Source organism: Variovorax paradoxus, assembly GCF_030815975.1.
Taxonomy (GTDB): domain Bacteria; phylum Pseudomonadota; class Gammaproteobacteria; order Burkholderiales; family Burkholderiaceae_C; genus Variovorax; species Variovorax paradoxus_N.
This window is the reverse complement of the sequence record NZ_JAUSXL010000002.1, coordinates 1,227,818-1,244,294: the sequence shown is the minus strand read 5'-3', so window position 1 is coordinate 1,244,294 and position 16,477 is coordinate 1,227,818. Positions and strand designations below refer to the sequence as shown.

General features: G+C 68.7%; 12 protein-coding genes and 1 pseudogene. 3 read left to right on the top strand and 10 right to left on the bottom strand.

Going from position 1 to position 16,477, the window contains the following annotated elements; genetic code table 11:
• Positions 1-17 precede the first annotated feature (17 nt).
• The 3 genes from QFZ47_RS09580 to QFZ47_RS09570 are packed head-to-tail and all read right to left on the bottom strand — an operon-like array spanning position 18 to position 3,750.
• Positions 18-1,190 (bottom strand): phospholipase A, encoded by a 1,173-nt coding sequence (locus QFZ47_RS09580; RefSeq protein ID WP_307655419.1) that lies wholly within the window; start codon positions 1,188-1,190, stop codon positions 18-20.
• On the bottom strand, positions 1,187-1,639 hold the full coding sequence (locus QFZ47_RS09575; protein ID WP_307655418.1) for a hypothetical protein: 453 nt from the start codon (positions 1,637-1,639) through the stop codon (positions 1,187-1,189). The genes QFZ47_RS09580 and QFZ47_RS09575 overlap by 4 nt, the downstream gene beginning before the upstream one ends.
• Complete coding sequence (locus QFZ47_RS09570; protein WP_307655417.1) at positions 1,636-3,750, bottom strand: ATP-dependent helicase; 2,115 nt, start codon at positions 3,748-3,750, stop codon at positions 1,636-1,638. The genes QFZ47_RS09575 and QFZ47_RS09570 overlap by 4 nt, the downstream gene beginning before the upstream one ends.
• Positions 3,751-3,869: 119 nt before the next feature.
• On the opposite strand from QFZ47_RS09570, the gene QFZ47_RS09565 reads away from it, so the two are divergent.
• Positions 3,870-4,883, top strand: a complete 1,014-nt coding sequence (locus QFZ47_RS09565; RefSeq protein WP_307655416.1) for an AEC family transporter — start codon at positions 3,870-3,872, stop codon at positions 4,881-4,883.
• Positions 4,884-4,892: 9 nt separating this feature from the next.
• Here QFZ47_RS09565 and QFZ47_RS09560 read toward each other — a convergent pair whose 3' ends face one another.
• The gene (locus QFZ47_RS09560; RefSeq protein WP_370880630.1) at positions 4,893-5,447 is read right to left on the bottom strand and encodes a hypothetical protein; all 555 of its coding nucleotides are present in this window, start codon (positions 5,445-5,447) and stop codon (positions 4,893-4,895) included.
• Between the two features lie 310 nt (positions 5,448-5,757).
• Between QFZ47_RS09560 and QFZ47_RS09555 the strand changes: the two genes are divergently transcribed.
• Positions 5,758-5,967, top strand: coding sequence for a hypothetical protein (locus QFZ47_RS09555; RefSeq protein WP_307655414.1), 210 nt, complete (start codon positions 5,758-5,760; stop codon positions 5,965-5,967).
• 37 nt (positions 5,968-6,004) lie between these two features.
• Here the strand turns inward: QFZ47_RS09555 and QFZ47_RS09550 are convergent, their stop codons facing one another.
• The 6 genes and pseudogenes from QFZ47_RS09550 to QFZ47_RS09525 form a co-directional block, all read right to left on the bottom strand.
• Positions 6,005-8,116, bottom strand: a complete 2,112-nt coding sequence (locus QFZ47_RS09550) for a primosomal protein N' (protein WP_307655413.1) — start codon at positions 8,114-8,116, stop codon at positions 6,005-6,007.
• A gap of 465 nt (positions 8,117-8,581) precedes the next feature.
• Positions 8,582-9,695 (bottom strand): annotated as a pseudogene (gene hemE, locus QFZ47_RS09545) (uroporphyrinogen decarboxylase).
• A 19-nt stretch (positions 9,696-9,714) separates the two neighbouring features.
• Complete coding sequence (locus tag QFZ47_RS09540) at positions 9,715-11,070, bottom strand: MFS transporter (protein WP_307655412.1); 1,356 nt, start codon at positions 11,068-11,070, stop codon at positions 9,715-9,717.
• 105 nt (positions 11,071-11,175) lie between these two features.
• Positions 11,176-11,868, bottom strand: a complete 693-nt coding sequence (locus QFZ47_RS09535; protein WP_307655411.1) for a redoxin domain-containing protein — start codon at positions 11,866-11,868, stop codon at positions 11,176-11,178.
• Between the two features lie 92 nt (positions 11,869-11,960).
• A complete protein-coding gene (locus QFZ47_RS09530) occupies positions 11,961-14,114 on the bottom strand; it encodes a protein-disulfide reductase DsbD family protein (RefSeq protein WP_307658915.1) in 2,154 nt (717 codons plus the stop codon).
• Positions 14,115-14,213: 99 nt separating this feature from the next.
• Entirely contained in the window at positions 14,214-14,963 is a 750-nt protein-coding gene (locus QFZ47_RS09525) for an alanyl-tRNA editing protein (RefSeq protein ID WP_307658914.1), read from the bottom strand.
• A 137-nt stretch (positions 14,964-15,100) separates the two neighbouring features.
• Between QFZ47_RS09525 and QFZ47_RS09520 the strand changes: the two genes are divergently transcribed.
• Positions 15,101-16,462, top strand: a complete 1,362-nt coding sequence (locus QFZ47_RS09520; protein ID WP_307655410.1) for a PQQ-dependent sugar dehydrogenase — start codon at positions 15,101-15,103, stop codon at positions 16,460-16,462.
• Positions 16,463-16,477 lie beyond the last annotated feature (15 nt).

Below are 16,477 nucleotides of genomic sequence, written 5' to 3'. Positions count from 1 at the left end.
AAGCGATCCTTGCTGGCCTAGAAATCCACCAGGCTCAAGCCGATGCTGAGCACCGTGCGCTTGCGGTTGTAGTCCACCAGCGTGTCGCCGTAGCCGTGGAACAGCTGCGTGTGGAAGCGCAGGTTGCCCTTGGTCGAATCGCCGATGGCCTTGAGCCATTCGAGCCGCACCGAACCGCGGCCGCTCTCGCGCAGGTTGTTGCGCACCGTGAAGCCCAGGGTGTTGTCGCGGTTGAAGTTCCAGCGGCCCGTGACTTCGGCGCGGCCGATGTAGTTGGAGATGTCGGGGTTGTCGTCCTTTGCCGCCTCTTCCGAAACCCGCTGCCAGATGCGTCCGGTGATGGTGAAGCGGTCGTCGAGTTCGGCGCCGCCCATCAGGTAGACGCGGTTCCAGCTGCGCGACAGCGGCAGGCTCTGGCCGTTCGACTGGTGCACCAGCCCCACGCCCGCGTAGCGCCAGCGCCAGCCGCCGGGCAGGTTGAAGTCGAGCGGGTAGACATACATCACCTCGGGCTCGTGGTCGGTGGTGCGGAACGGCCGCGAGATCGAGCCGTTGAACAGCTGCCAGGTCGACTGCTGCGAGTACGCGAACCACAGCGAATCTTTCTTGGCCGGCTCGTTCTGCGTGAGCAGGCCCTGTGCGATCTTGGTGCGCACCGACAGGCCGATACGCATCTCGTTGGCCTGGTAGGCCACGGCGCTGCCGGAGTGGCCTTCGGACGGCGAGGTGGGCGTCTCGGGCTTGCGGGTGGCGGCCGAGACCGACACGTTCAGCGGCCGATAGCCGCGGAAGCCGAAGGTGCCGCAATCGGTGCCGTTCTCCAGCTCCCAGAAGCGCGACAGCGCCGAGTACTGGCGGTCGCGGCAGCCTTCGTTGGTGTCGACCGAAATCACGCGCGTGGCCGGTATGGAGGCGTCCACCGGCGGTGCCGGCTGCGTGCTGGCCAGCACCGGCGGCGCCACGGGCACCGAAACCGAAGGCAGCGTCTGCTGCTGGGCCCAGCGGTCGAAGCAGGCCAGGCGCGCTTCGTTGCTGTTGCCGAGCGCGGCGCATTGCTGCCACGTCAGCTGCGCGTCGGCCAGCGGGCTGCGCGGCCGGTCGACGGCTTGCGCATGCGCGGCCGCAGCGCCGCCGAGGCAGGCCGCGAGGGCGGCCAGCCCGGAGAAGATGGGATGTGTTCGTTGGATCATTGGTTTCCTTGCGTCCCTTCCGTTTTGTTCAGCACGAACGGATGTGTGCTTTGGTCTGCGGCGTTGCGCCACGTGCCCCTGAATTCCCGGCCGCAGGAGCCGGGTTGCAGGGTGCCGGCCCAGACGCCGCTGATCGCGCGGCCGTCCAGCGATTCGTCGATGGAGAGCGCGCCTTCGTCGTCGATGTCGCCCGCGAGCTGCGCCACCGAAGGCCTTGCGGTGCCGCCCGCGCTGCGCGTGATGGTGCCGCGCACGCCGGCGTATTCGGGATGCTTGCCCAACTGCACCGCGGCCACGGCGGGGGAGCCGTCGAAGCGAGCTTCCCAGCGGCCGTAGAGCGACTGCAGCGGCAGCTCGCGCGCATCGGCGGGGCAGTCGGGCGTGCCGCCCTGCGGGGTGGCGCAGCCCGTGATGGCCAGTGCCGCGAAGACGGTCAGCAGCGCTTTCATGGCGCCGCCGCCGCCGCCGCTTTCGCAGCCGCGCTGTCCTGTGCCTTTTGCGCGAACTCGGCGCGCAGCGCCTTGAGTTTCTCGCGCGGGTCTTCCCGGGTGGTGGTCTTGTCGAGGCCCATCTCGGCGATGAAGCGGCTCGGCACGCAGGGCACCATTTCGCGGCCCTGCTTGCGCTTCTTGGTCCAGCTCACCGCCAGGCTGCGCTGTGCGCGCGTGATGCCCACGTACATGAGGCGGCGCTCTTCCTGCAGCCGCTGCAGCGTCTCGTCGCTCACTTTGAGCTGCCGGCCGTTGTCGTCTTCGAGCTTGAAGGGCAAGAGGCCCTCGGTCACGCCGATCAGCATCACGTGCGGCCATTCGAGGCCCTTGGAGGCATGCAGCGTCGACAGCGTGACCACGTTCTGGTCCTGCTCGCGCTCGCTGATGGTCGACAGCAGCGAGATGGTCTGCGCCACCTCGAGCAGGCTCTTGCGCTCGGTCTCGATGTTGCTGTCGGCGCCCGAGGCATCGTCGATGGTGCCGCCCGCGCGCAGCGACATCCAGTCGACGAACTCCATCACGTTGGTCCAGCGCGCGGCCGCAGCCTGCTCGCTGTCCTCGCCGTCGTAGAGATGCTTCTCGTAGTCGATCTCTTTCAGCCAGTCGAGCATGAAGGTGCGCGAGGCCTCGGCGCCCATGGTGCGGCGCGCGCGGTATTCGAGGTCGTTGATGTAGCGGCCGAACTCGTGGATGCCTTCGAGCGTGCGCTTTGGCATCACGCTCGGCAGCGAGGGGCTGAAGAGCGCCTCGAACAGGCTCAGCTTGTACTGGCTCGCAAAGGTGCCCAGGCTCGCGAGCGTGGTGTGGCCGATGCCGCGCTTGGGCGTGGTGATGGCGCGCAGGAACGCGGGGTCGTCGTCGTTGTTGACCCAGAGGCGGAACCAGCCGCACAGGTCCTTGATCTCGGCGCGGTCGAAGAAGCTCTGGCCGCCCGAGACCTTGTACGGGATCTGCGCCTTGCGCAATGCCTGCTCGAACACGCGCGCCTGGTGGTTGGCGCGGTAGAGGATGGCGAAGTCGCGGAATTCCTTGTATTGCTTGCCCTGGGGTCCCTGGATGAGGGCCTCGCCCGCGCGCAGGCTGACGATGCGCGCCACCGCGCGCTCGGCCTCGTGCGCCTCGGAGTCGGCATCGACGATGCGCACCGGCTCGCCTTCGCCGAGTTCGGAGAACAGCGTCTTCGGAAACAGCTTGGGGTTGGGGCCGATCACGTTGTTGGCCGCGCGCAGGATCGCGCTCGTCGAGCGGTAGTTCTGTTCGAGCTTGATGACCTTGAGCGCCGGATAGTCCACCGGCAGCTTGCGCAGGTTGTCCAGCGTGGCGCCGCGCCAGCCGTAGATCGACTGGTCGTCGTCGCCCACCGCGGTGAAACGCCCGCGCTCGCCGGCCAGCGCCTTCAGCACTTCGTACTGGGTGGCGTTGGTGTCCTGGTATTCGTCCACCAGGATGTGGCCCAGCGCGGCCTGCCACTTGGCGCGCACCTCGTCGAAGTCGCGCAGCAGCTTGAGCGGCATGCCGATGAGATCGTCGAAGTCGACGCTCTGGTAGGCCGTGAGCCGCTCTTCGTAGCGCGCCATGATGCGCGCCGTGATGCGCTCGTTGTCGTCCGCCGCGGCCGCTTCGGCCTGCGCGGCGGTCAGGCCCATGTTCTTCCACTTGCTGATGGTCCACTGCCAGATGCGCGCGGTGGCGGTATCGGTGGTGCCGCCCGCGTCCTTCAGAATCTTGGTGACGTCGTCGCTGTCGAGGATGCTGAAGGCCGGCTTCAGGCCGAGCACGGCGCCGTCTTCGCGCATCATGCGCACGCCGAGCGCGTGGAAGGTGCAGATCACCACATGCTTCGCCTCGCGCCCAATCAGTCCCTTGGCGCGTTCGCGCATTTCGCTCGCAGCCTTGTTGGTGAAGGTGATGGCCGCGATGCGCTTGGGCTCGAGCCCGGCCTGGATCAGCCGGCCGATCTTGTGCGTGATGACGCGCGTCTTGCCCGAACCCGCGCCTGCCAGCACCAGGCAGGGGCCGTGCAGGTAATTGACAGCTTCTTGTTGCGCGAGATTGAGACCGGAGGACATGGGGAATGGGAACGGAAGGCCGCGGAGGAACGGCTGGCGCAAAGCGGGCAATGATACGGGGCGCCGTCCGCAGCCGCGGCGCCAGAGTTCACGATGCGGGACGCGGCGACAATCGGGGGGTGCTGCCTGTATTTCTCGTAACTTTTCCTTTCTTCGCGCTGATCGCGGCTGGCTATGGCGCCGCGCGCGCCCGGGTCCTGCCACTGGATGCGATTCCCGGCCTCAACACCTTCGTGCTGTACTTCGCGCTGCCGTGCATGCTGCTGCGCTTCGGCGCCGGCACGCCGATCGGGCAGCTGCTCGATGGCAGCGTGGCGCTGGTCTGGGGCGCGAGCGCGCTGGCCGTGGTGGTGGGCGTGGTTGTCTTTACCCGCAACCAGCGCATCGGCTGGAACGACGGCGCATTCGGCGCGCTGGTGGCGGCCTTTCCGAACACCGGCTTCATGGGCGTGCCGCTGCTGGTGGCGCTGCTGGGTGCGCAGGCGGCGGGGCCGATGATCATCACCATCGCGTTCGACCTGGTCGTGACCTCTTCGCTGTGCATTGCGCTGTCGCGCCTCGACGGCGCCGGCGGGCATCATGGGCCGCGGCAGGCGGCGCGCCAGGCGCTGCGCGGCGTGCTGGTCAATCCGATGCCGTGGTCGATCCTGCTGGGCGTGCTGCTGTCGGCAGCGCGCTGGCGCCTGCCGGGGCCGGTGGAGCACACCATCGCCATGCTGGCCGATGCGGCCTCGCCGGTGGCGCTCTTCACCATCGGCGCGGTGCTGGCGCGCTCGGCGCTGCTCGCGCGCGAGCACGGCGCCAGCGCGGCGGTGGCCGCGGCCATGGGCACGACGTCGAAAATCCCACCGCGCGCGCCGCTGGCCGACGTACTGCCGGTGGTGGCCGTCAAGCTGCTCGTGCATCCGGTGCTGGTCTGGGTGCTGGGGCAGGGCGCCATGGCCCTCGGCCTGCCGCTTTCTTCTTCGGCGCTGATGGTGATCGTGCTGGTGGCGGCGCTGCCGAGCGCCAGCAACGTCTCGATGCTGGCCGAGCGCTTCGGGGCCGACAACGGCCGCATCGCACGCATCATCCTGTGGACGACGGTGGCGACCTTCTTCAGTTTTCCGTTTGCGGTCGGCCTACTGCGCTGAGCCCGTGCGTCAAGGCGTCAGCACGCCGAGCTTGAACGGATCGGCATCGGGCAGGCGCTCGCACTTGGAGAAGTCGCGGCCCTGGGTGCCATCGCAATAGAACGCGTTGTAGATGCGGCCGAAGAGCGTCGGGCTGGCCGTGAACAGCACGCCATGCTCGGGCTGCCAGTTGTCCCCGGCCGTCCCGGAGGCGCGGGTTTCCGTGGCCTGGAGGGGTGCGGCAGCCGCGATGGGCGTGAATTCCGCCAGCGTCTTGTGGGCTTCGTCGCCGCGCCAGCGCACCGCAAGCTCGGCCGCCGTGGGCCTTGCCGCCACCGGCAGCAGCACGCCATTCACCTGCAGGCCGTAGCCGAAGCGATGCGCCTTGCCGGCCAGGAAGGCATAGGCGCAGGCGGCCATGCACTGGCCGCGGATCTCGGTATCCACGCCGCTGGCGCGGATGGCGTCGGCAAAGGCGCCCGCCGCCTCGGCGGTGCCGCCAAACGAATCCTCGAACACCACGGTGCGCACGGTGCCCTTGCCCAGGTGCTCGGTAAAGGTCTTCATTGCGCTGCCATCGAGCATGCCCGACACCAGGAGCCGGCTGCCCTGCAGGTCGAGTTCGGCCGCCGAGCATGCGAGGCATGCGAACAAGAGAGCCGCAACCAGAGATGAAGGCAGTTTCACGACAGAAAACCCCGCGGAGCCGGAACGGGCTTCGCACAGCGACAGCTTGCGCAATGCACGGGGGTGCAGTCAACGTTTTTTTCGCATTATTTCCGCCGCCGCGTAACGGCCGTAAGGCATAGCTACTGCTACTACTTCAGATGAATACTTGAGTTTGCACAATGCCTGATAGAGTGTTTACGAAATCAAAGTATGGATGGGCAGCACGATGACAATACTTATTCGTATCCTGCTGTGGCTCGCCTGGGTTGCCGGTGTGAGCTGGTTCTGGAATGCCGGCATGCTCGGCGCCGGCACCTCGCTCGCGCTGGGCGCCCTGAGCCTGGTCGTGTTCGCATGGCCCGCGAGCAGCGCGCGGCGCCGCAGCACCGAATTGCGCTACGTCGACGTCGGCAAGGAGCCTGCGGGCCTGCACTGACCGCCGCAAGCGCGCGGCCCCGGGGAGAAGGCCGCCCCTAGATGCTGTGCGGATCGACGTCGACCAGCCAGCGGATCACGCCCTTGCCTTCCGGCGTGCGCCGCAGCGCGTGCAGCAGCGGCTGCCACTGCGCCAGCAGGCGCTGCAGCGCGGCGCGCGAGGGGCTTTCGATCAGCATTTGCGCTCTTTCCACGTTGGCAACGCGCTGGATCGCAAGCGGCACCGCGGGATAGCGCACCACCCGGTCGGCACCTTCAAGCGCATCGGCGGCCGCACTTGCCGCGTTCAGGAAAGCCTGCGCGGCTTCCTGCGTGCGCGCGTCGGCACGCAGCAGCGCCTGAAATGCAAAGGGCGGCATGCCGGCGGCGGCGCGTTCTTCGAGTTGCTGCCGCGCGAAGGCCGTGTAGTCGTGCTTTCGCAGCGCAGAAAAAAGCGGATGCTGCGCATGGTGCGTCTGGATCCACATCTCGGCCGTGGCGCCCTGCGCCGCCAGGTAGGCGGCGTCGCGGCCCGCGCGGCCGGCCGACTGCATCAGCAGGCTGAATAGGCGCTCGGGCGCGCGGAAGTCGCTGGAGAACAGCGCGCCGTCGGGGTTCACCGCCGCCACCAGCGTGATGCGCCGGAAGTCGTGCCCCTTGGCAATCATCTGCGTGCCCACCAGCACGTCCACCTCGCCCGCATGCACGGCCGCGAGCTGCGATTCGAGCGCGCCCTGCTTCCTGGTGCTGTCGGCGTCGATGCGCGCGATGCGAACTGCGCTGCCGTCGGGCCGCGTCACGGCGGCGAACAGTTCCGCGAGGTGTTCTTCGAGCCTTTCGGTGCCGCGGCCCACGGGCGCGATGTCGGGGTTGCCGCAGGACGGGCAGGCGCGCGGCACGCGTTCGGTGAAGCCGCAGTGGTGGCAGCGCAGCGTGCGGTCGATCTTGTGGAACACGCGGTAGGCGCTGCAGTGCGGGCATTCGCTTTTCCAGCCGCAGTCGGCGCAGGCCAGCACCGGCGCATAGCCGCGGCGGTTCAGGAACACCATGCTCTGCTCGCCGCGCGCAATGCGCTGGCCGATGGCCTCGAGCAGCGCGCCCGAGAGCACGGTCTTGGGCGGCTGCAGGTTCATGTCGACCAGCCGCACCGTGGGCAGTTCGCCGGCGCCGATGCGTGAAGGCATGGCCAGCCGCAGGTAACGCCCGCCCGGGTCTTCGCCCTGGGCGGGGCGGCTCTGGTGCCAGCTTTCGAGCGAGGGCGTCGCCGAGCCGAGGATGACCTTCGCGCCCTCGCGCTGGCCGCGCCAGACGGCGAGATCGCGCGCCGAATACCGCGCGCCTTCCTGCTGCTTGTAGCTGGGGTCGTGCTCCTCGTCGACCACCACGAGCTTCAGGCCCGGCATCGAGGCGAACACCGCCATGCGCGTGCCCAGCACGATGCGCGCGGCGCCGCTGTGCGCCGCGAGCCAGCTCGCGAGCCGCTGCGGGTTGGTCATGCCGCTGTGCAGCGACACCACCGCATCGTCGCCGAAGCGCGCCTTGAAGCGGGCTTCGAGCTGCGGCGTCAGGTTGATCTCGGGCACCATCACCAGCGCCTGCGCGCCAGGGTCGCCCGCGAGCAGGTCGGCCACGCAGCGCAGGTAGACCTCGGTCTTGCCGCTGCCGGTGCTCCCGACCAGCAGGAAGGTGCCGGCTTCAGCCTCGATGCGGTCCAGCGCGGCGGTCTGCTCTGCGCTCAGGGCCACCGGGTGGGCGGCTTCGGCCGTCTCGGCCACCGGCCCCGTCGTCGTCTTGCGCTTGAGCCGGCGCGCCAGTTGCGTGCCGCTCAGGTCGCGCAGCTGCGGCGGCAGGGCGGCCAGGGCGATTTCGCCGATCGAGCGCTGGTAGTAGCGCGCGGCAAAGGCCACGAGGTCGCGCCAGGCGTCGCCGAGCGGGGCCAGCGCGTCCAGCGCGGCGCCCACCGGCTTGAGCGCCATGTCGGGCTCGGCGCCGTCCAGCGCGCTTGGCTCGTTCCAGACCACGCCCAGCACCTCGCGCCGGCCCAGCGGCACCCGCACCAGCGTGCCGGGCACCAAGGGGGCGGGGCTGGCGTAGCTCAGCAGGTCGCCAAGCGCTGCATGGGCGGGCGTCTGTACCGCGATGTCGAGCCGCCAGCCCGTCGCAGCGGGCACGCTCGCTGGTGCTGCGATGGAACCAGCCGCTGGCGCTGCTGTTGTTCCGGAGGCGGGGCTGACGGTGGGAATGGGTGTCCTTGTTGGCAAGGTTTGTTAATACGACTTTGAACAAAGTCGCTTAAGTTGTTGATTTTCCAGTGCTTTGGGAGCCATCCAGAGTTTCTGTGGATAACTTTGTTGACAACCGGGCTCGACAGGCCGGCGAGCCTTGAAAATCAAGCGTCTGACTGGATTGCCCTCAAAAAAAGCAAAGTTCAATTTCTATATAAATCAACAACTTAGCTGCGCTATTGGTTTAGGAGCAAAGAGGGGAGCCCTACAGATAATCTTGCGCAGTGCAACACGTGTTTTGTGCATAAGTCCGTGTTCCTACACCGTTTTTGTGCTTGACAAACGGCTGCAAATCGATTTTCGGAGGGGCTGGAACGCCTCGCTGCGCACCCGCCGCCTCGTTACCGATTTTTAATTTTTGCGCAGGGCGCGTGATTGTGCGTGCACGGCCTGCACGAGCGCAGCCACATGGTCCGGCGGCGTGAACTGGCTGATGCCGTGGCCCAGGTTGAAGATGTGGGTGGGACCGTTGGCATCGGGGTTGGTGTGCGGCTTGCCGAAAGCCTGCAGCACCTTCGCCACTTCGGCCTCGATCTGCGCGGGCGGCGCGAACAGCACATTGTGGGTCGATGTTGCCCTGCAGCGCCTTGGCCTTGGCGTCGCTGCCTTCGCCGACCAGCCGGCGCGCGGCCGAAAGGTTCACGGTCCAGTCGACGCCGAGCACTTCGCAGTCGAGCTCGCGCATGGCTTCGAGCCACGGGCCGCCGCCCTTGGTGAAGACGATGCGCGGCACGGGCTGGCCGTCGGCGCCGTTGCGCTTGAGGCCGGCCAGCACCCGCGCCGTGTAGGCGAGGCTGAATTCCTGGAAGGCGCCGTCGGCCAGCACGCCGCCCCAGCTGTCGAACACCATCACGGCCTGCGCGCCGGCGTCGATCTGCGCATTGAGGTAGGCGGCCACCGAATCGGCATTGACCGCGAGCAGGCGGTGCATCAGGTCGGGGCGGCCGTAGAGCATGCTCTTCACGAGGCGGTAGTCGCTCGAGCCCGCGCCTTCCACCATGTAGCAGGCCAGCGTCCAGGGGCTGCCCGAAAAACCGATCAGCGGCACGCGGCCGGCCAGCGCCTTGCGGATCGACGCCACGGCATCGAACACGTAGCGCAGCCTGGCCATGTCGGGCACCTCGAGTGCAGCCACGGCCGCCTCGTCGCGCACCGGGTGGGCGAAGCGCGGGCCCTCGCCGGCCTCGAACGACAGGCCCAGGCCCATGGCGTCGGGCACGGTGAGGATGTCGGAGAACAGGATGGCCGCATCGAGCGGATAGCGCGCGAGCGGCTGCAGCGTGACTTCGGTGGCGTAGTCGACGTTGGTTGCCAGCCCCATGAAGCTGCCGGCTTTGGCGCGGGTGGCCACGTACTCGGGCAGGTAGCGTCCAGCCTGGCGCATGAGCCAGACGGGCGTGTGGTCGGTGGCCTGGCGCCAGCAGGCCCGCAGGAAAGTGTCGTTTTGCAAGGGGGCGAAGGGCATGCCCCGATTGTCGCAGGGGCTAGACCACCGGCACCCGCTGCGCATCCGCCGGGTCCACGTTGCGCCGGTACAGCACCAGCGTCGCCACCAGCCCGCAGAGGGCGGCGGCCGTCATCCACAGGCCGGGCGCGCTCTTGTCGCCGGTCATCTCGATCAGGCCGGTGGCAATGGCCGGCGTGAAGCCGCCGAACAGCGCCGTCGCAAGGCTGTACGCGAGCGAGAAGCCGGCGGTGCGCACGTTCACCGGCATCACCTCGGTCAGGGCCACCACCATCGCGCCGTTGTAGCTCGCGTAGAGGAACGACAGCCACAGCTCCACTTCGAGCATGCGCCCGAAGCTCGGCGCGCCGACCAGCCACTTGAGCGACGGGTACGCGGTGAGGATGGTCAGCACGGTGAACAGGATCAGCAGCGGCTTGCGGCCCACGCGGTCGGACAGCGCGCCCATCACCGGCAGCCAGATGAAGTTGGAGATGGCCACGCACAGCGTGACGACGAGCGCGTCGGTCGTGCTCAGGTGCAGCACCGACTTGCCGAAGGTCGGCGTGTAGACCGTGATCAGGTAGAACGACACGGTGGTCATCGACACCAGCATCATGCCGGCCACGACGAGGCCCCAGTTGGCCACCATCGACTGGAAGATCTCGCGCGCGTCGGGGCGGTGCTTGCGCGCCATGAACTCCTCGGTCTCCTGCAGCGAACGGCGGATGATGAACAGCACCGGCACGATCAGGCAGCCGACGAAGAACGGAATGCGCCAGTAGAAGTCGCCGATCTCCTGCGCACTGAACGTCACGTTGAGCCAGTAGCCGAGCGCGGCCGCCACGATGATCGCCACCTGCTGGCTGGCCGACTGCCAGCTCACGTAGAAGCCCTTGCGCCCCGGCGTGGCCATCTCCGACAGGTAGACCGACACACCGCCCAGTTCCACGCCGGCCGAGAAGCCCTGCAGCAGCCGCCCGACGAGCACCAGCAGCGGCGCCGCGAAGCCGATGGTGGCGTAGGCCGGCACGCAGGCGATGAGCAGCGTGCCGATGGCCATCAGTGCGAGCGTGGCGATCAGGCCCTTGCGGCGGCCCACGCGATCGACATACGCGCCCAGGAAGATCGCGCCCAGCGGCCGCATCAGGAAGCCCGCGCCGAAGGTCATGAAGGTCAGCATCAGCGAGGCAAATTCGTTGCCCGCCGGAAAGAAGGCCTTCGAGATTTGCGTGGCGTAGAAGCCGAACAGGAAGAAGTCGAACATCTCCATGAAATTGCCGCCCGTCACGCGCAGCACGGTGGCGAACTTCGAGGAGGAAGAGGGAGCAGCAGTGCTCGAAGAAGAGGCACGGGCAGCCGTGCCCGGTTGCGCGGCGGAGTGCGCAGGATTCATCTCGTTGTCCCCTTGGGCGATGTGGTTCGCCCAAGGGTAGGCCGGGGTTCCCGACCGCCGCCTGACCGCGCGAGTCAGGTACCTGTCATTGCCGGCCTGGCTTCTTCAGCTCTTGTACTTCACCGAGCAGCCGTAGGGCCGCGTCGCCGCCGTCGAGATCGGCTTGCCGCCGAAGGCTTCGCCGAGCGCCTGGTTCACATAGTTGGTCGCGGTCTTGATGTCGTCGGGCCGGGCCGACGCGATGCTGTCGATGCCGCCGGCATACACCAGCATGCCCTTGGGATCGATGATGAAGATGTGCGGCGTGGTGCGTGCGCCGTAGGCCTGGCCGATCACGCCGTCTTCGTCCATCAGCACCGCGGTGGGCGCGGCCTTTTGCGACTTCATCCAGGCGTCGAGCGCGGCGGGCTGCAGATAGTCGCTGGCCGCGCGTTCGGTGGAATTGACCGACAGCCAGACCACGCCCTGGGCCGTGGCGGCCTTCTGCGTGGCGGGCATGTTGCCGCTGTTGTAGTGCTTGCGCACGAAGGGGCAGCCCGGGTTGGTCCATTCGAGCACCACGAACTTGCCGGCAAAGTCGGACAGCTTGTGCTTGGCGCCGCCGGTGTCCACCGCAACGAAGTCGGGCGCCTGCTGGCCCACGGCGGGCGCCGCGAAGGCATGGTTGCCCATCAGGAAGGTGGCGCCCAATGCCACGGCTGCGGCCACCACGGCGCGGCGCGAGGCGCGGCTGAGGGCGGCGCGGGCATGGCGCGCGGCGCGAATGGAACGCGAGTCGGACGATGGCGAAAGTGTCATGGCCAGCTGGAACTCCAAAAGAAAAACGAACAACGGCGACAGCTTAGGGCGCTTTTCTCATGTGCATGTGACAACCCATGTCAGGCTGGGGGTCAAAGCGCGGCAAGCGCTGCGCGCACTTCGGCCTTGCCCAGGATCTCGGTCAGCACGACCGGCGCCTTGCCGGGCGCCTGCAGCACATACAGCGGCACGCCGCTGCGGCCGAGCGCGGTCAGCGCGGCGGTGATGGCGGGGTCGCGGCGCGTCCAGTCGGCGCGCAGCATCGCAACCTTCTTGCTGTCGAAATCGGCCAGCACCTCGGCATCTGCGAGCGTGGCCTTCTTGTTGTACTGGCAGGTCACGCACCAGGCGGCCGTGAAGTCGATGAACACCGGCTGCCCGGCGCCCGTGAGCTCGGCCACGCGTTCGGCCGACCAGGGCTGCCAGCGCTGCCCCGCGGTGGCAGCCAGCCTGGCCGGCTCCACCGTCTGCAGCACGTTGCGGCCGATGGCGGCGGCCAGCACCGCAGTGAACGCGACCACCGCCGTGGCAATGACCAGCCGTGTGCGGCCGCGCAGCGTCAGCGCCCAGACGACGGCGGCCATGCACACCAGCAGCGCGAGCAGCGTGCCCGCGCCGTCGATGCCGCTTTGCTGCCCCAGCACCCAGACCAGCCAGGCCACGGTGGCGAACATCGGAAACGCCAGCAGCCGGCGCAGCGTGTTCATCCACGGGCCGGGCCTGGGCAGCAGCAGCGCCACGGCCGGAATGAAGCCGGCCACCAGGTACGGCAGCGCCAGGCCAAGGCCCAGCGCGGCGAACAGCAGCAGCGCCTGGGCGGCGGGAAGGCCGATGGCCAAGCCGAGCGAAACGCCCATGAACGGCGCGGTGCAGGGCGAAGCGATCACCACCGCCAGCACGCCCGAAAGAAAGTCGTTGGCGATCGGATGCTTGGCCTGCGCCGAACAGAGGGACAGGGGCGCCGCGCGGCCGAACTCGAACACGCCTGCCAGGTTGAGCCCGATCAGCGTGAACAGCGCCGCCAGTGCCGCCACCACGGCCGGCGACTGCAGCTGGAAGCCCCAGCCGAGCTGCGCACCGGCCGCGCGCAGCGCCAGCATGGCGCCGCCCAGCGCGAGCACCGAGAGCATCACGCCCGCGGTGTAGGCCAGGCCTGCCCTGCGGTGCGCGCTGTGGTTGCCGGCCTGCCGCGCAAAGCCCAGCAGCTTGATCGCGAGGATCGGGAAGACGCAGGGCATGAGGTTCAGCAGCAGTCCGCCGAGCAGGGCGCCGAGCAGCGCGGCCATCAGCGTGACCGTGGGTTGCGGCGGCAGGTCCGAAGCCGGCGAGGAAGGAGCGGTGGCCGCATTGGCGGCAAGGGCCGCCTGCAGCGCGGGCGAAACCTCCGCGCGTGGCGCGGCGGCGGGCCAGCTGCCGCTGACGGGCGCCTCGGCGCGCCAGGCCACCGGCTGGCCCGGCTGGCGGTCGGCCTCGGCCAGCGCCACCACCAGCGGCAGGGTCGTCGGGCTGGCGCTGCGCTGGTCGGCCAGCGGCAGCGTGGCGGTCCAGGTGCCGCCTTGCCAGCTCTGGGTCCAGTCCTTGCCGGGCTCCGCGGCGGTGCGGATCAGTTCGGGCGTTTCGGGGAAGAAGCCCAGGGTCTTGCCGTGCGCCGAGGCGGGCAGGCCCTCGAGGCGCACCTGCAGGCTGTTGCCGCTGACCTCGACGGCGCCCGGCCCGCCCAGCGGCAGCGGTTGCGCGGCCTGGGCGGCGTCGAACTCGGCCTTGTGCAGCGCGGTCGAGCCCTGCAGCGGCAGCGCGAGGGTGAATTCGCCTTCCTCGGGGATGCATTCCTTGCGGCACACCAGCCAGCTCGCCTTGAGCCGGACGTCGAGCGTCGATGCACCAGTGCCAAGGGCCAGCGGCGGCTTGAAGTTGCTCGACACCTCGAGCGGCACCGGCAGCAGCACGGTGCCTTCGTAGCCGTAGTTGGCAAGGTTGCCGACCGGAATCTTGCGCGGCACCGGCCAGGCGATGTCGCCGGCGGCCACGCCGCTCGGCAGCGTCCAGTTCAGCTCGGTGGGCAGGCCGGAATCGCCGGCGTTCTTCCAGTAGGTGTGCCACTCGGGTTGGTGGGTGATCTGCAGCCCGACCCAGACCGGTGCGCCCGGCGCCACGCCCTCGGGCGCATGCGCCACCAGCTCGGCGCGCACGTGGGGGGTGGTGACCACCGCTCCCGGCCTGGATGCCAATTGGGCCGCAGCCGGCATGCAGGCAGCGGCGGCTGCTACCAGAAAGGTAGCGATGTGAAAGCGGAAAAGGATCATGCCGTCAGTCGGAGCAGGGGAGCGGTGCGAAGTTCCGTCGGTTCAGGCCGCCCAGCCCAGCACCACGCGGCGGCTGTTGGCGCTCTTTTTCTCGATCTTGGTGACCATCACCGCGCCGATCTCGGCGGTGTTTGCAACATGCGTGCCGCCGCAGGGCTGGAAGTCGATCTGCGCCCCGCCTTCGCCGCCGATGCGGATGGTGCGCACCGTGCCCGTGCCGCGCGGCGGCTGCACGCTCATGCTCTTGACCAGCGCCGGGTTGGCGTCGAGCTCCTCGTCGCTGATGGCGCCCACGGTCAGCGGATGCGCGGCTTCCACCAGCCGCGCGAGGCCCGCGGTCAGCGCTTCCTTGTCGAGCGGATCGGTCATGTGGAAGTCGATGCGCGCATAGTCCGGCGTGATCGAGCAGCCGTTCACCGGCACCGGCACCAGGTGGCACAGCAGATGGCTCGCGGTGTGAAAGCGCATCAGCCGGTGGCGGCGCTCCCAGTCGAGGCGCGCGGTCACGGCGCTGCCGGGTTCGAGCGCGGCGAGCAGTTCGGCCTGCCCGGGCGCCGGCACGTGAACGAACTCGCCGGTCGGTTGGCCTTCCTCGTTCTTCGCCTTGCGGGTGTCGGCAATGGCCACTTCGCGGCCGTCGGCCAATGCCAGCACGCCGGCGTCGCCGGCCTGCCCGCCGCCCAGCGGATAGAACACGGTGCGGTCCAGCACGATGCCGGTGTCGTCGATGCGCAGGATGCGGGCTTCGCAGGTGCGCAGGTAGGCGTCGGCGCGGAACAGGTCGTCGGTCATGCGGCCGATGGTAGCGGCGATGCGTGAATGGGGTGCGCCCACGCCAAAAAGCGCCCATGGCCGACAGTCCATGCGGGCGCCGTCCTCATGATTTGCCGGAGAAACGCGGCCCATGCCGCAACAACCAAGGAGAGCGAATGAAGGTACCGAGCATCGCCATGTCGTCGATGGCCTCCATGGCCGCGGTGATTGCAGCGCTGGCACTGGCCGGCTGCGGCGAAACCGCCAAGCTGGCGCCCGAGGCCACCACCGGACCGCGTCCGCAGCTGGCCGAGCCTCACAAGACCCTGATTCCCACCGTCAACGTGGCAACGGCGGTCGGCTGGACCGATGCTGCCGCCCCCAAGGCCGCCGAAGGCTTGCGCGTGAACGCGCTGGCGCGCGGGCTGGACCATCCGCGCTGGGTCTACACGCTGCCCAACGGCGACGTGCTGGTGGCCGAAAGCAACAAGCCGCCCAAGCCCGAAGGCAGCAGCGACGGCGGCAGCGGCCCGATGGGCAAGATCCGCAATTGGTTCATGGGCAAGGTCATGGGCCGCGCCGGGGCCAACGTGCCCAGCCCCAACCGCATCACGCTGCTGCGCGACGCCGATGGCGACGGCGCGGCCGAGGTCCGGCAGGTGTTCCTGTCGAACCTGAGTTCGCCGTTCGGCATGGCGCTGGTGGGCAACGAGCTGTTCATCGCCAACGCCGACGCGCTCGTCAAGGTGCCCTACACCGAGGGCCAGACCTCGGCCAGCGCAACGCCCACGGTGGTCACGCCGCTGCCCGCGGGCATCAACCACCACTGGACCAAGAACGTGATCGCCAATGCCGAGGGCACCAAGCTCTACGTCACGGTCGGCTCCAACAGCAACATCGGCGAAAACGGGCTGGCCGCCGAAGAGGGCCGCGCCGCCGTCTGGGAAGTGGACGTGAAGAGCGGCGAAAAACGCCTGTACGCGAGCGGCCTGCGCAACCCCAACGGACTGGCCTGGGAGCCCGAGACCAAGGCGCTCTGGACCGTGGTCAACGAGCGCGACGAAATCGGCAGCGACCTGGTGCCCGACTACCTGACCTTGGTGAAGGACGGCGCCTTCTACGGCTGGCCCTGGAGCTACTACGGCGGCCATGTGGATGCGCGCGTCACGCCGCAGAAGCCCGACCTGGTGGCCAAGGCCATTGCGCCCGACTACGCGCTCGGCTCGCACGTCGCGCCCCTGGGGCTGGTCTTCTCGGACGGGCGCGGCATGCCCGCCGAGTTCGCGACCGGCGCCTTCATCGGCGAGCACGGCTCCTGGAACCGCAAGCCGAAGTCCGGCTACAAGGTGGTGTTCGTGCCGTTCATCGGCGGCAAGCCGAGCGGGCCGCCGGTCGACGTGCTGACCGGCTTCCTCACGGCCGACGAAAAGGCGCAGGGCCGGCCCGTGGGCGTGGCGCTCGACAAGAACGGCGCGCTGCTGGTGGCCGACGACGTCGGCAACGTGGTCTGGCGCGTGTCGCGGGCGAGGCCGCAGTAGCCGTTTCGCCTCTGC

What these genes read in the sequence shown, in the direction of transcription:
- QFZ47_RS09580 (WP_307655419.1), bottom strand. Translation starts at nt 1,190, where the DNA reads ATGATCCAACGAACACATCCCATCTTCTCCGGGCTGGCCGCCCTCGCG.
- QFZ47_RS09525 (WP_307658914.1), bottom strand. Translation starts at nt 14,963, where the DNA reads ATGACCGACGACCTGTTCCGCGCCGACGCCTACCTGCGCACCTGCGAA.
- QFZ47_RS09520 (WP_307655410.1), top strand. Translation starts at nt 15,101, where the DNA reads ATGAAGGTACCGAGCATCGCCATGTCGTCGATGGCCTCCATGGCCGCG.
- QFZ47_RS09540 (WP_307655412.1), bottom strand. Translation starts at nt 11,070, where the DNA reads ATGAATCCTGCGCACTCCGCCGCGCAACCGGGCACGGCTGCCCGTGCC.
- QFZ47_RS09570 (WP_307655417.1), bottom strand. Translation starts at nt 3,750, where the DNA reads ATGTCCTCCGGTCTCAATCTCGCGCAACAAGAAGCTGTCAATTACCTG.
- QFZ47_RS09575 (WP_307655418.1), bottom strand. Translation starts at nt 1,639, where the DNA reads ATGAAAGCGCTGCTGACCGTCTTCGCGGCACTGGCCATCACGGGCTGC.
- QFZ47_RS09560 (WP_370880630.1), bottom strand. Translation starts at nt 5,447, where the DNA reads ATGCTCGATGGCAGCGCAATGAAGACCTTTACCGAGCACCTGGGCAAG.
- QFZ47_RS09555 (WP_307655414.1), top strand. Translation starts at nt 5,758, where the DNA reads ATGACAATACTTATTCGTATCCTGCTGTGGCTCGCCTGGGTTGCCGGT.
- QFZ47_RS09530 (WP_307658915.1), bottom strand. Translation starts at nt 14,114, where the DNA reads ATGCCGGCTGCGGCCCAATTGGCATCCAGGCCGGGAGCGGTGGTCACC.
- QFZ47_RS09535 (WP_307655411.1), bottom strand. Translation starts at nt 11,868, where the DNA reads ATGACACTTTCGCCATCGTCCGACTCGCGTTCCATTCGCGCCGCGCGC.